We start from the raw sequence: 13,973 nt of genomic DNA, 5'->3' as shown, positions 1-13,973 counted from the left end.
CTGTCAACATTGAGGCAAATCAAAAGCTTTTGTCCACAGATTGGGAAGGTGTTGCGCGGTTGACACGCTTGGCGCCTCCGCGTCCGTAAAGCCCTGCGATACTATGGCGTTCCCGCGTGTCAGTGACTTCCTGGATTATCTCGGCTGTTGCGCGCTGTGCCTGCTGCAAATGCTGCTGGTCGCGCAAAATTAATTCTTTCAGGCCGCTTAGCTGCTCCTTGCTTACCGCTTGGGGGTTCTCTTGCAATTGCTTTTCCAGAACCGCGCTTAAACGTGCTTTTTCCCCGGCGTATTCAACCAGTTGCGAAAACTCTCCGCCCTCGACCGCTGCGATTTCCTTGCGCAGCAGATTGCCCAATGCATCGACGGCTGCCAGCGCTTTGCGTTGATTGTTCATAGGTCTTGCCCCGTCTGATAACGCTGGATCGCGGTATCGATCCGGCCGGCAATTCCCGTCGTATTCTGCTCTGCAATACTGCGGCCGATGGCGTCAGACAGAAAGCTGCGCCAGGTCTCTTCGGCATGGCCGCCACCAAAATCTCCGAGGTTCACGGTCGACAACATTTCATCAACCATCTGACCCAAAAACATGGCTTCGAAATCCACCGCCGATTGCGACGGCGCTTGCTGGCTTGGTGTCGCAGCCAAGCCAGTAGACGTGGAAAGCGGCGCGGCGGATAGGGGAGGGAGTTCCATGCAAATACCTCCTAAATAATCTCAAGGTCGGCGTGCAAAGCACCTGCCGCCTTGATCGCCTGCAAAATCGAAATCGTCTCGGTCGCGCCCACGCCTATGGCGTTCAACCCGTCGACCAGACGCTGCAAACTTACTGACCCGTCGATCACAGCAAACTTCGCATCGCGTTTTTCGACTTCGACTGTTGAATTGGGAACAACCACTGTGGTCCCGCCAATAGACAGCTGTTCAGGCTGACTGACATCGAAATCATCCCGCACGGTGACGGTCAGGCCGCCCTGGCTGACCGCGACGCGATCAATGCGGACATTGGCCCCGATAACGATGGTCCCGGATCGTGCGTCGATCACCACCTTGGCAACCTGATCCGGCTCCACCAGCAGCGGCTCAATATCGGCCATCAATTCGAACAACGACATCTTGCCGCCTTCTTCGATGGCGATTGTACGGGGATCAAGCGCGGTGGCGATGGGGCCAATCGCGTTGTTAATGGCCTCTTCCACCCGTTTGGCCGTGACGAAATCGGGGTTGCGCAGCGCCAAAAGAACGCGGTCCATATCGTTAAAGGCGAAAGGCACCTCGCGTTCGACAATGGCACCGTTTTCGATCCGCGCGCCGGTTGGGACACCTTCAACGATGGACGCATTCAGCCCCTGCGCCGCATAGCCTGCAACCGCAATCGGGCCCTGTGCCACGGCATAGGTCTCTCCGTCTGCGGCGGAAAGCGGGGTCACAATCAACGTACCGCCCCGCAATGATGATGAATCACCCAAGGAAGACACGACCACATCAATGGTGCTGCCTGCACGCGCAAAAGCTGGCAGAGAAGCGGTAACCATAACGGCCGCGGTGTTTGCGGTACGCATCTGGTCTTCGCTCAGATTGCCGATGCCCAGCCGTTCAAGCATGCCTTCGATAGCACTTTGGGTAAACGGCGCGTTGCGCAGTGAATCGCCAGTGCCGTTCAAACCCACGACCAAGCCATAGCCAACCAGTTGGTTCGAACGAACCCCCTCAACCGTAACGATATCCTTGATCCGCACCTGCGCGCTGGCGGGCGCGCAAAGCCCGACCATCAGGCCGACCAACAGGAATTTGACTATGATATTCATGGTCTGCGTTACCGGCCTACATAAAGTTCAAAAATGACATGCTTGAGAGCCGCGCCGTCACGGCGTAGCTCGATTCAAGCTGTGTTTGCAATTGGGTCAGGCGGGTTGCGGCGTCATATTGGTCGGCCCCTTCCAACAGCAACCGTTCGCCATCCAGAAAACCGGCCCGGCTTTCTTGGGCGGCGACCGTGTCGGCCAGACGGGTGCGTTTCAATCCGGTGTCGGTCTCAAGCTCTGTCAGCCCGCTTAACCCGCTGGTGATTGCGTTGCGCGCGGCAGTCGCCCACACCTCGCGGGCGTCGGGATCGCTGATCTGGTTAACGTCAACGGCGCTTAGCATCGCCAACCCACGCATAAGATCGCGCATGGCAGGGTCGTTTGCTTGAGCGGTTTGGGAAATGGTTTCAGATTCGGAAATCCGTGCCGTCAGCGGTGCATTCGGTTGCCCGCCCCCGTCCATCGCCGGGGTGCCGTTGTAAAAACTGGCCTCAAAGTTGCGCGCAGGGTCGCCCGTGTTCTGATCGTTGAACATATCGGTCAGGGCGTCGATAGCCGCCTGTACATCCGCCAGCGAATTCAGCCCGCCACTTACCACGTCACCCACAATACCTGAGGGTGACAGCCCCGTATCAGGGTGCGGCGTGTCCCACCCCTGCAAGGGTTTCGTATCACTTGCCGTGCCAGACATCAGATACCCCGAACTGTCGCTGACCGCACTCCGTTCGATCAATGTGTCGAGCGCCGCACGTGCCGCCTGCGACAACTGCGCCGATGTTTGCCCGGCAGAGGATTGCGCAAGAAACGATTGTTCCAGAACCTCTTGCCCGGCCTCGCGCATCGCACCAAGAGATGTCTCAACCGCAAGAAACCTGCGATCCAACAGCGCATTCGATGCAAGAAAACCATCGTTGCGCACGATCTGCATGCGGATGGCAATGGCGTCAGCGGACTTATGGCCAAGCGCATCATAGGGCTTGGCTTTCAAGCCTGTCGTCACCTCGTATGACGCATCCGAGATTTGCGCGGCAATACGGCTGGAGGTCTCGCGCTGGCGCAAGCTTTGCAGGGCCGTCGATACTGTGCGGGATATTTCAGTCATTTACCGTCTCACACCGTATTCAAAAGGGTATCGATCATGTCGCTCAAACTGCTGAGAACCTGAGAATTCGCGCCATAGGCTTGTTCGATTTCCAGCAGTTTTTGCAACTCGGTGTCCACGTTCACACCCTCAATATTGCTGCGGCCATCTTCATATGACACCAGCCGGATTGTGGCGGTTTCCGCGCGGGTATCCGCGCTGACGCGGATATTGTGCTGATGGCCAACCAGTTCAGCGGCATAGTCACCCAGCCGCGCAGTCGCGCCCAGCCCTGCCGCCGGATCCATCGCCTGGGTTTGATCAAAGATGTCGATCAAGGCATTGATTTGGTCTGTGGCACCGGGGTCTCCGGCGGTGGTGGCACCAACGCCGTCACGCAACCGCCACAGCGCACCACCTTTTTCGGGCTGCACGCTGTCGTTAACCGCCAAGCGGCCCGCCAGCCCCTCAACATTGGTCGGATCAAAGGCCGCACCGGCGTCGGTAAACAGCCCCGGATCACCCGGTGCGACAGAGGCATCCGCCGCCTCAAAGCTTTGGACCAAGCCGCGCGCAAGTTCATCTAGCTGAAGGTTCATTTGCGGAATAACCGACGACAACATATCGCTTAGCCCCGCAAGCCGCCCTGACGAGAAGCCCCGACCGCCTGCTTGGCCCGGCGTGATATCGACACCATCCGCGAACAGCGCGCCGGTTTGCCCGTCTGCCGTGAGCATCGCAGCATCACCGCGATGCACCAGTTCGGTGCCGCCCGACGTGTGCAGCGACAACGTGCCGTCTGCCTCCCATCGGGTTTGAAAATCCATGTGTTCGCCCAACGCATCAAGCCGTCGGTTAATTTCATCCATCAAACCGCCAGCGGCTGATGTGCCAGAGTTTGTACCGCTCAACTGTTCGTTCAGCGCAGCGATCCCCGACAGGGCATCATTCACCTGCGCCACGCTTGTTTCAAAGCTGTCTGCTGCCTGCGCACGACTGCGGTCAAGCGCGCTGGCTGCGCTGTTCAGGCTGGTCACAAGGCTATTGGCGCGCTTCAACAGGTCATTTTGCACCGAGGCATCCGACGGGTTGTTGGCCAAAAGATCCAACCCGACCTGAAATTCTGCCATACGGGCGGCCGGCGAGACCTCGTCCCCCGGCTGACCCAAGGTGAGCAGGTAGCCACCCAAGATCTCTCCGGTCACATTGGCGCTGCCCAGCTCGGCACCGGCAACCCGCGTCATACCGGCAAGCCGTTCGTCGATTTGCCGCACAATACGCAATTCGACCGTGCTGCCCTGCACACCGCCCCCGCTGACCTGCAAGCCGTCGCGGCGGGCATAGCCTGCCGTCTGCGCATTCGCGATATTGCCCGCAACCAGATTGGCCCGCCCGCTGGTGGCTTGCAAACCGCTGCGCGCGATATTGTATGCGGACGAGATGCTCATTCAGCGTTCCAGATTAGCGCTTGATACGAAGGGTTTCGTCCAGCATCTCATCACTGGTCGTGATGATCTTGGCGCTAGAGGCATAGGCCCGCTGGGTTTGGATCAGGTCCGTCAGCTCCTGGGCGATGTCCACATTGGACCCCTCCAGCACACCGCTCACCACCGCACCCACACCATTGGTCAGTGCCGAACTCATGCTAACCGCACCTGAATCGCGCGTGGCGATATAGGCGTTACCCGCGACCGACCGCAGCTGATCGGGGTTGGTAACGTTCGCTAATGGAACCTCGTAAATTGCGCGGCGCTCGCCATTGCTAAACACGCCATACAGCACACCCGTGTCGCTCATCTCGGCTCGCACCAGACTGCCGGTTTCGGTACCGTCACCTGAATAGCTTGGTGGCGTATAATCACCGGCGAATTGCGTCATGCCATCAAAGCTGCCCGGCGCACCAAGCGAGATATCAAGCGCCTGCGGCGTTGTTCCGTTGTTGATGGTCAGGCTGATAACACCTGTTGCTGGGTCAATCGGTAGACCGCCCGAAACATAGCTGGCCGGGCTGCCCGCATTGGGGCCGCTGTCATTAAACGCCACCGTAGCACTGCCATAGCTCGTGCCGTCGGAATCGGTGATGCTGACCGTCCATTCGCTGCCTGTGGAACTGGGCTGCCATGAAAGCGTCAGCTCCTCTGCCCCGCCAAGCTGGTTCACGTAGCGCACGCTTGACGTGAAAGGATCACCCGGGGTGGCAAGACCGGTTTCCTGCGCTGGAACATTGCCAGACATGGTGATTTGCGAACTTGGCGATCCTTCCATCTGGTAGGACGACACATTGACCGTGCTCAAATCACCGTAATCACCGCCAGATACCGCACCAGTTGTCCCGGTCTCATCCACCGGAAAACCGCTTAGGTAATACCCGGCCGTGTTCCGCAGGTTGCCGTCTTGGTCAGGCGTGAAAGAACCCGCGCGGGTCAGGTAGTAATTCGATTCAACCGGATCATTCGGGGTGCGCGACACAACAAAGAAACCCGCGCCTTCAACCGCAAGGTCAGCGGCCCGACCGGTATTTTGCAGATTGCCATTTGTACTGATGCTGGCGCGTACTTCGGTCAGCACACCGGCCTGCGAACTGCCTGTATTTTGGGTCACAAACTCGGAAAACGTACGGCGATAACCGACCGTACTGGCGTTTGCGATATTGCTCGAGATATTTTCAACGCGGTTGGAATTGGCCTGCAATCCACTAACCCCGATTTGAAGGGCGCTGGTAATGCTCATGAACTTATCCTGCTTCCGTTGTAATTTATTCTTGATTTTCGCATGATTAATGCAAATTATTAAACATAAAGCAAGAATAAAATTGATGCTTTATCTAGGGTATTATTTATCCATGGCATCGTTGACCTCATTTACCGCATCAAGAACACGGTTGGCACTTTCCACGCTGGAACGGATCGAGTCCGAGTTCAGATCGTCGGTTGTAGGTGCCTGCGTCTCAAGCCGCGTTGCGATCTCGGTCCAGCTGGGCATATCCGACAGGGATGGAAATGCAGTCGCGGCCCGGCTGACGGTCGCCCCGTCGCCAAGCTCATAGGCCGCAAGGGTCAGACGGGTGGCATCGGAAAAGCTGAACTGCGCCGGGTAGGCATCCCACAGGTCAAGCAATGCGTGACGCGCCGCCCGCCAGTTGCCGGTCTCATATAGTGCGACAGCCCTGCCCCGCCGCGAGTCTATGTCGAGCGCGCGACCACGCCACGCAGCCAATTCATCCGATCTGCCAGCTTGGCTAAGCGCCCGAACCAACAACCGCTCCGCCTCCGCATCATCGCCCTGCCCCTGCGCAAGACCGCCCAACAGATCAACAGCCGCATCGGCCTGCCCGCCCGCAAGCAGGGCGCTTGCCTCGTCGCGCAGCAGGTGCCGGATCAGGTCAGGGTCAGGCGTAAACAGCTCTAACTCTTCGGCGGCCTCGGCAATGGTGCGCAAGTTGCGAAACTCCCGCGCGGCAAGCGCCGTCATGCCAGAACCAAGCAATGTTTGCGGCAGGGCAACGGCGCTTCCAACGAATTCATCGTCATAACGCCACCGCGCGGATATCGCCGCATGGCCGTTTATGAACGCCGCCAGATCAAGATCACCGGCGGCCCCCGCCTGATAGAAACCATCGATCGCATCGCGGGCGCGCTGGCGCACCGCTTCAGCCTCTTTCAGCGATGCCGCGTCGGTCAGTAACTGCCCCAAGGCCCACAACGCCGTTTGATAATCGCCAAGCTCCAACGCATAGTCAGCCAGCAGTGCAACGCCTTCCTTCGCGAAGGCATCACCGCTCCACGCCCATCTGGTGGTTTTCAAAAGTGCCACAGCATCGTCGAGGGGGAGCGTTCCGGTGCGTCGCCCCAATTGCACAAGGGCCAACCGCGCCCGATGCGCATAGGCGTCGCGCCCCCGTGCGGCATGGGCATAGCCATCATAGGCCATCAGCAGATCACCGGAAATTTCCGAGGCGCGAGCCAGCAAAAACCGATACGCAGCAGCATCGCGCAGCTCTGCATGATCGGCAAAGCGGGCGGCGAGCCCTTCGGCCACTGCCCAGTTTTCCGCGATAAGGGCGGCCTCGAACAGATCGGGCAGGATTGCCGCGGTCATGGCCGATGATAGCCCGGATAACGCGTCGAGGGTGACGGGAAGCAACCTTGCGGCCTCGTCATCTTCACCCAAGCGGGCAAAGGCCGCAGCACGTAACGCTTGCCCCTGCGTCCACCCAACAGAGCGTGACACCGCCTGCCCCAAGACCGCGGGCTCCGCCGTTAAATCAAGGGCGATCTTCAAGGTCCGGTGCCGACGCTGCGCTTGCGGTGATGCGGTGTCTACATCAACCGCTGCCAGATAATTCGCCGCTTCGGGCCGCATCATCTTGGCCAGATGAAGCTCCGCCAGATCTAGATACACCCGCGTCTCTGCCTCTGATGACGGGGCAGCACCGCCTTGCGACGCTGGCGTGACCATCTCAAGCAGCAGCGCCCTGCGTTCCTGCAGAAAATCGCGCTCGCCAAAATCCGCCAGCGCCAAAGGCGCAAAGACGTCGCCCTCTTGACCCCAAACAGGCGGCGCAAGAACCAAGAAAAAAGCAAGGATAATGTTAATCAAACGCATCATTTCTATGAATAGATGCAGTTTATTCTTGTAAAGGTCCATTCTTTATTTCACAGTGCCGGCTAAAGTCGCCACATTTTCCGCGCTAACCTTGAGGCCACTGATGACAGAAACAAGCCATATCAGCATGTCCCTAGCATCGTCCTTGCAGCGGCAACTGGACATGACAGCGAATAACATCGCCAACGCCAGCACCGCTGGTTTCAAAGGCGAACACGTTGTTTTCGAAAGTCTCTTGCAGAACAATCCGGGCGCAGACCAAGACCCCGCGGCCTTTGTCAGCGATACAGGATCGTATATCGACACCCGTCCCGGTGCCTTGTCACAGACAGGTAATCCGCTGGATGTGGCCCTGCACGGCGAAGGTTGGTTTAGCTATGAAACACCCGAAGGACAGGAAGCTTTTGGTCGCGACGGCAGCTTTAGACTGGACCCACAAGGCAATCTGACTCTGCTTTCCGGTGCCAAGGTGCTGGACGAAGGTGGCGGGCCGATCACACTGCCGACCGAAGGCCTCGGCGCGCTAAGCATTTCCGAAGACGGTACGATCTCGGGCGAGGGCACCGGGCCGCTGGCCAAGATCGGCGTTTTCGACATCCCTGACATCCAAGGCTACAAGCGCGCCGGATTTGGCATGTTAACCGCACCCGAAGGTGCCGAGGCACCAAAGCCGGCTGAAGCAACCCAAGTCATGCAAGGCGCGTTGGAACTGAGCAACGTCAACCCGATCCGCGAAATGACGCGGCTGATCGACGTGCAGCGCGCTTACGAGCGCACCAACGCCCTGATGGGCAATGCAGACACACTGCGCCGCGACGCGCTGAAGCGTATCGGGCAAAACGTCTGATCCCCCAAACGGAAGGAGTGAAACGATGAAGGCACTTAGCATCGCCGCAACCGGCATGATGGCACAGCAGACCAATGTTGATGTCATCTCCAACAACATCGCGAACGCCAATACCACGGGCTTCAAATCCAGCCGCGCGGCCTTTCAGGATCTGATCTATCAATCCATGCAACGCGAAGGTGCTTTAACGTCCGAGGCCGGATCGACCCGGCCCGTCGGTATCGACATCGGCTTGGGCGTGCAAACCGCCGGCACAGTACGGCTGAACACCCAAGGCGGCATGGTATCTACAGAGAACTCCCTGAATGTTGCCATTGACGGGCGGGGCTATTTCTCGGTTCTGATGCCGGATGGCAGCCAAGCGTACACGCGCGACGGGTCTTTCCAACTGTCGGCCGAGGGCGAGATCGTGACAATGCAAGGCTATCAAGTAGACCCCGGTATTGTGGTGCCTGAGAATACCACCTCGATCGATATCAACGAACAAGGTCTCGTGATGGCCTATATCGAGAGCGACCCCGAACCCGTGGAACTGGGGCAGCTGAGCATCGCGACCTTTATCAATGAACCCGGCATGCGTCCGGTCGGCAACAACTTCTTGCTAGCCACCGAAGCATCCGGCGACGCACAGACCGTAAACCCCGGTGATCCTGGCACCGGATTGATCCGGCAAGGCTATCTTGAGGCGTCCAACGTCAACGTTATTCAGCAAATCACCGATCTGATCTCGGCGCAGCGCGCGTACGAGATGAATTCAAAGTCCATCGAAACAGCTGACCAGATGCTGTCTTCGGCGAACCAAATCCGCTAATGCGATACCTCGCTGCGATCCTTACGGCGCTGGTGATGTTGGCAGGCCCCGCCCTGTCCGCATCCGTCAACGTGCTGATCGAGGAACGCGCGCGCGCCGATTACGGCAGTGACCTGCCGGACGCGGGCGACTTTGACATCACGGTTAAGGATACGTTGCAGGGCGAGGTTGCAGCGCTGGCAGAATTCTGGATGGACCCGCGCACCGGCAAGTTTTTGGCCAATGCTGTGCTGAACACTGGTGATGTCCAACGGATTTCGGGGCTGGCACAAATCACAATCCCCGTACCGGTGCCAAACCAGCGGCTGTTGCCCGGTGAAATCGTAGACGAGGCTGATCTGGTCATTGCACACCTGCCCATTGGCCGGATCGGCAGCTATGCCATTACCAACCCGGCCGAAGTGATTGGTAAACAGGTCCGCCGCGTTCTCTCGCAAGGGCGGCCCATTCAAGCGCAATCCATCATTCAGCCCCTCGTCATCGACCGCGGTGACCGGGTCGACATCCATTTCAGCGACGGGCTTTTGGCTTTGTCCTCTCCCGGGCGCGCGCTTAGTGATGCGCACCGTGGTCAAGAAATCCGTATCGTAAACCTAATCAGCAACAAGACGGTCATTGCTGTCGCCACCGGCGACGGCACCGTGGAGATTAAACGATGACTTCCCTACGCAGCCATACAAATGCTCTCATTCTTGGTTCGGCCTTGGTGCTGGCTGGCTGTGATGCCTCCCAGCATTTTGACCGTGAACCCAGAACCTCTGATCTCGTGGTAGATGGCCAGACCATCCCAGAAGTCGCGCGGGTGCAGGTGCCGATGCCAGCACAGACCACAGCCGCGCCGCGGTCCGGCAGCGCAAGGGCGTCGCTTTTCTCGAGCATGCGCGAGCCGCTGTTTGCGGACCAACGTGCGGACAATGTGGGCGATATTGTCACCGTCATCATTTCGATCGACGATAGCGCCCAACTTAGCAATTCGACCGACCGCCAACGCGATGGCGGCAGTTCGATCGGATTCCCGACATTCTTTGGTTATGGTGCGAAAATCGCCTCAATTCTGCCCGGAATCAGCCGCGATGATCTACCGACTGGCGACATTGTTGACATCAATTCGCAAACTCAGGCCAGCGGTTCGGGTGCCATCAACCGCAACGAACAGATCGACCTGAAAGTTGCCGCGCTGGTAATTGATAAATTGCCGAACGGCGCATTGGTCGTTGCCGGGCGTCAAGAAATTAAGGTGAATCACGAGCTAAGAGAGCTGCGGATGGCTGGTATTGTGCGCCCCGCAGACATCCGAAACGACAACACAATCTCTTATGACAAGATCGCCGAGGCCCGTATCGCCTATGGTGGTCGGGGCAGTTTGTCGCGTACACAACAGCGTAGTTATGGCGAAGATGCGCTGGATGTGATCCTTCCGTATTAACCATAACTAAGTCACAAAGTTACACCAAAACTGTCTAATTCGACCTGTATCAATTGCTCAAGCATTTGTTGAAAGGTCGATCATGAACAAACTTGCAATCGCTATTGTTGCGCTGCCTCTGGCCTGTTTGGGTGGTGGCTATGCAACAGGGATGGTGCTGGCTCCGCCCGCCACCGACAGCCTTGCTGTTTCTGACAGCGTGACTGACGAACCGGCTCAGCGCGCCGCAGACGATACCCCGCACGTCCAAGAAGACGTAAGCGTTGGGCATCTGCTGGCAGAGGACCGGACAATCATCCGCCTTGGGCAGATGACAATCCCGGTCGAAAAAGCCAACAGCGTTTCCTATGTCGTGGCAGATTTCGCGCTTAAGCTGGAAAGCCTAGAAGTTGCAGAGCGTTACAAGCGCGTAGAAGAGGCGACAAGGCTTCGCGACTCCCTTTTGACAGCGATGAACCTGGCCGCAGAAGGCACGGTGCTACGCGGCGTGGCGATTGACAGTGATGAACTGTCGGCTTTGATCCGTGATTTGCTGAGCAAGGATTATGAAGGCGTCGAGGACGTGCTGTTTGTATCGCTTTACAAGCAAGACGTCGCCCGGCTGTAACCTAATTTCGCGTCAGAGAACCGATTGAACGACCTGAGACAGTACCGTTTCACCATTGCCTAGCAGCAACTGAGGTCCCTGTGCCGTAAAGTCGACGCGTTCGACCTTGGCTGTGGTCAGGCCTGCAACGGCGACAGCATCACCATTATCATCAGCGGCAGTAAGCTCTACCCGGAAGGTGCCGGGTGGCACAGGTATGCCGTCTGCATCCAGACCATCCCATGTGACATCAACCAGCTCGCCCTCAGCAGTTGAGGGGCCGTCGATCTCGCGGATAAGGTCTTCGCCCGCATAAATCTTGATCTTCACCTCGGACGCACCCGCGCCAACCTGATAGCTCAGCGGGAAGTCGGTTTCTGTGAGGCGAATTTGGTCGGATGGCACAAGAACATCGCGACCAATCAGCTGCAGATCGGACATGGCCGCCACGGCGGATAGCATGCTGCCGATCGATTCCAGATTGGCATTGGTTGTCACGCTTTGCTCGACCTGTGTCAGCTGCGCCAACTGCGAAACAAACTGTGTTGAATCAACGGGTTCAAGCGGGTCCTGATTGGAAATCTGCGCGGTTAGCAGGGTCAAGAAACTGTTGTAGGTTTCCTCAAGCTCGGACGCGGCGGTCGACGACGCTGTGGTCGATGTAACAAGGCCGCTCGTGGTGGTCGCATCAATCATGTTCGTTTCCCTTTATGTGAGGATATCCAGCGACCCTGAACCCGTTATGGGGCCCGTCACCTGCACGGTTTCGTTGCTATCGCTCTGCGCCTCGGCCTGATCTGCGGCGGTCAGGCCACCCTCGGGCTGTTGTTGATCATTGCGCCCCCGTTCGCCAAAGGTTTGAAAGTCCAGATCTGAACTCTCGGCCGTAATGCCACGCGATTGAAGCGCGTCTAGCAACTGCTCGCGATCATGGCGCAGGACGTTCAGCACCGATGCGGTTTCCGTAACCAGCGAGATTTGCACCCGTCCGGTTTCAGAACGGCCAATTTCGACTTCGATCTCGCCCATGCCGTAGGGCGACAGCGAAAAGCGGAACTTTGAATCGCTTGTGTCGACGGCCCGAATTTGCGTCGCGACATGCTGGCGTAATTGGTCATCGGCAGCAGTCGTCGGGGCCTGCACCCGTTCCGGCGTCGGCACGCTGCGTTGGATTTCTGACGACAGCTGAACAGTACCCGTTGGCTGCGGCAGATCCCGCGCGCCCTCGGCTGTCGGCACCGATTGACCCGGCACAGCAACAGTGGCTTCCTTGCCAACGAGCGTTTCAGCAGGATTAACGGCTAACGTGACCGCTGGGGCTTTGTTTTCAATGGACAAATCGCGCAGTAGCGTGGGTGCTGCTGCTACGCTCACCTGTTTCGGCGCGGTCTCTGTCACGGCTGCTTCGGCAACCAAGGGCGTCGCCTGTGTTTCCGTACGATCGACCGCCGGAACACCAGCCGAAGCAATGCTTAGCTGGCTGATCGGCGTCGCGGTTTGCACCGCATTCGCAATACGTTGGGTCAACACCACCTCAAGCGCAGGATCATCAAGATGCGCCACCGCAGCGAATTCGACGATGGTTGGGGCGGGTTCCACACCCAACGCTTTGGCAACCTCTGCCAACACCTTGGTTGGTGTCGGCTGTTCGCCGCTATTTTCAAGCCCAGCAATGACATGATCAAGCAGCGCCGTCAGCCCCTCGGGCGTTTCGGGGTCGATCCCTTCGGGCAGCGTCATTTCGGGCATGGTCTCGGCCAGCGCGCCTTTGGTCGGTGCTGGCTGAAGCGCCGTCGTTAACCCTTCGGGAGACTGCAACGCCGTGGTTTGCTGCATCAGCAATGCAAAGGCAGAGGCCGCTTTACCGCCCTGCTGCATCGTATCGGTTTTGGCCGCGTTTTGCGGCGCATTAGCGGGCAGTCCTTGGGGTATCATATGTGCCCTCCGTAACAGTGATCAGCGTGTCAGGTGTTCTTTCAAGCGATCCCAACATTGCCATGCAGCGGCGGCTGCGTGATACGCCCCGGATTACCGCCGACCAGCATTTTCAATTTCATCGTCCACTGGTTTAGCGTCGGAATAGCATCAAAATCATTCAGCGCCGCCAATGACGGTGCCGCCAAATTACGCTCGATAAAGTCACGGCGCTGAGCGGGTATATTTCTTGGCGACAGGCTCGGAGAGAACAAGCCGATATCCTCGCAAGGGCGCGCCCAATATTTGGTAAGAACGGCGCTTAGCCCCGACCGGAACGCAGTCGGCTCGACGCCCAGCTTTGACAGCTCATCGCAAGATGCAGCGCGATAATAGGCCAAACCCAACGCGTAAAGCAGGCTGTCTTCGTCGATCAGCGGGAACAATCCCCGCCCGACAACACGAAGCAGAATTTCCCCAACCAAGGTCCCAGCAGCTTTGGACAGGTTCGGGAATGCATTCGGGTTTCGGATGATGACAAGCGACCCATAAGGCACAACTGCGTCCAGCTCTTCGGCCAAGATATCGCCAAGGGAAATCCCCGGAAACGGCTCAACATCTTCGGGCATGGCAGCGGGGTCAAGCGACCACCCCTGCATCTCGAAAATAGACGTTTGAACCGGAACCAGCGCCCGCACCCACGTCCTTAAAAGCTGATTATCTGCAGCATCACTTAAGCAGCAGGCACCTTTCCAGATGCCCCCAATAACAAATTTCTCGTGCACCTCGGCCCCCACCTTGGTTATTTCGATCTCAAACTAACCAATGCCAGCGTTATTTTCGCATTTGGCTGCCGTTAGATCGTCAGTTCTCGTGACAAGTGTAGAACGTTCCCTGC

At 58.0% G+C, this 13,973-nt stretch carries 15 protein-coding genes; 5 read left to right on the top strand and 10 right to left on the bottom strand.

Annotated elements, in window-relative coordinates; genetic code table 11:
- Positions 1-19: 19 nt before the first annotated feature.
- The 7 genes from WNY39_RS10235 to WNY39_RS10205 form a co-directional block, all read right to left on the bottom strand.
- The gene (locus tag WNY39_RS10235; protein WP_342845439.1) at positions 20-397 is read right to left on the bottom strand and encodes a hypothetical protein; all 378 of its coding nucleotides are present in this window, start codon (positions 395-397) and stop codon (positions 20-22) included.
- Positions 394-696, bottom strand: coding sequence for a hypothetical protein (locus WNY39_RS10230; protein WP_342845438.1), 303 nt, complete (start codon positions 694-696; stop codon positions 394-396). The genes WNY39_RS10235 and WNY39_RS10230 overlap by 4 nt, the downstream gene beginning before the upstream one ends.
- Positions 697-707: 11 nt before the next feature.
- On the bottom strand, positions 708-1,808 hold the full coding sequence (locus tag WNY39_RS10225) for a flagellar basal body P-ring protein FlgI (RefSeq protein WP_342845437.1): 1,101 nt from the start codon (positions 1,806-1,808) through the stop codon (positions 708-710).
- A 16-nt stretch (positions 1,809-1,824) separates the two neighbouring features.
- Positions 1,825-2,907 (bottom strand): flagellin, encoded by a 1,083-nt coding sequence (locus WNY39_RS10220; protein ID WP_342845436.1) that lies wholly within the window; start codon positions 2,905-2,907, stop codon positions 1,825-1,827.
- An 8-nt stretch (positions 2,908-2,915) separates the two neighbouring features.
- Complete coding sequence (flgK, locus tag WNY39_RS10215) at positions 2,916-4,334, bottom strand: flagellar hook-associated protein FlgK (RefSeq protein WP_342845435.1); 1,419 nt, start codon at positions 4,332-4,334, stop codon at positions 2,916-2,918.
- 13 nt (positions 4,335-4,347) lie between these two features.
- Entirely contained in the window at positions 4,348-5,616 is a 1,269-nt protein-coding gene (locus tag WNY39_RS10210; RefSeq protein ID WP_342845434.1) for a flagellar hook protein FlgE, read from the bottom strand.
- Positions 5,617-5,718: 102 nt separating this feature from the next.
- A complete protein-coding gene (locus WNY39_RS10205; protein ID WP_342845433.1) occupies positions 5,719-7,494 on the bottom strand; it encodes a hypothetical protein in 1,776 nt (591 codons plus the stop codon).
- 100 nt (positions 7,495-7,594) lie between these two features.
- On the opposite strand from WNY39_RS10205, the gene flgF reads away from it, so the two are divergent.
- The 5 genes from flgF to WNY39_RS10180 all read left to right on the top strand — a co-directional run bounded on the left by flgF (position 7,595) and on the right by WNY39_RS10180 (position 11,182).
- Positions 7,595-8,338 (top strand): flagellar basal-body rod protein FlgF, encoded by a 744-nt coding sequence (gene flgF, locus WNY39_RS10200; protein ID WP_342845432.1) that lies wholly within the window; start codon positions 7,595-7,597, stop codon positions 8,336-8,338.
- Positions 8,339-8,363: 25 nt separating this feature from the next.
- A complete protein-coding gene (gene flgG, locus WNY39_RS10195) occupies positions 8,364-9,149 on the top strand; it encodes a flagellar basal-body rod protein FlgG (protein ID WP_341232995.1) in 786 nt (261 codons plus the stop codon).
- Positions 9,149-9,808 carry a flagellar basal body P-ring formation chaperone FlgA gene (gene flgA / locus WNY39_RS10190; protein WP_342845431.1) on the top strand — a complete coding sequence of 220 codons (660 nt, stop codon included), beginning with the start codon at positions 9,149-9,151 and terminating at the stop codon, positions 9,806-9,808. The genes flgG and flgA overlap by 1 nt, the downstream gene beginning before the upstream one ends.
- Positions 9,805-10,575, top strand: coding sequence for a flagellar basal body L-ring protein FlgH (locus WNY39_RS10185; protein WP_341232993.1), 771 nt, complete (start codon positions 9,805-9,807; stop codon positions 10,573-10,575). Before flgA ends, WNY39_RS10185 begins: the two co-directional genes overlap by 4 nt.
- A gap of 82 nt (positions 10,576-10,657) precedes the next feature.
- Positions 10,658-11,182, top strand: a complete 525-nt coding sequence (locus WNY39_RS10180; protein ID WP_342845430.1) for a hypothetical protein — start codon at positions 10,658-10,660, stop codon at positions 11,180-11,182.
- 12 nt (positions 11,183-11,194) lie between these two features.
- Here the strand turns inward: WNY39_RS10180 and WNY39_RS10175 are convergent, their stop codons facing one another.
- Genes WNY39_RS10175 through WNY39_RS10165 form a run of 3 tightly spaced genes read right to left on the bottom strand, consistent with a single transcriptional unit; the run spans position 11,195 to position 13,773 of the window.
- A complete protein-coding gene (locus WNY39_RS10175) occupies positions 11,195-11,857 on the bottom strand; it encodes a flagellar hook capping FlgD N-terminal domain-containing protein (protein WP_342845429.1) in 663 nt (220 codons plus the stop codon).
- A 12-nt stretch (positions 11,858-11,869) separates the two neighbouring features.
- Positions 11,870-13,096: a flagellar hook-length control protein FliK gene (locus WNY39_RS10170; protein ID WP_342845428.1), complete on the bottom strand. Its 1,227-nt coding sequence runs from the start codon at positions 13,094-13,096 to the stop codon at positions 11,870-11,872.
- Between the two features lie 41 nt (positions 13,097-13,137).
- Positions 13,138-13,773: a hypothetical protein gene (locus WNY39_RS10165; protein WP_342845427.1), complete on the bottom strand. Its 636-nt coding sequence runs from the start codon at positions 13,771-13,773 to the stop codon at positions 13,138-13,140.
- Positions 13,774-13,973 lie beyond the last annotated feature (200 nt).

This window comes from Sulfitobacter sp. AS59, from assembly GCF_038899995.1.
Classification (GTDB): domain Bacteria; phylum Pseudomonadota; class Alphaproteobacteria; order Rhodobacterales; family Rhodobacteraceae; genus Sulfitobacter.
Note: the sequence above shows the minus strand (reverse complement) of the source record. Positions and strands in the feature narration are given on the sequence as shown.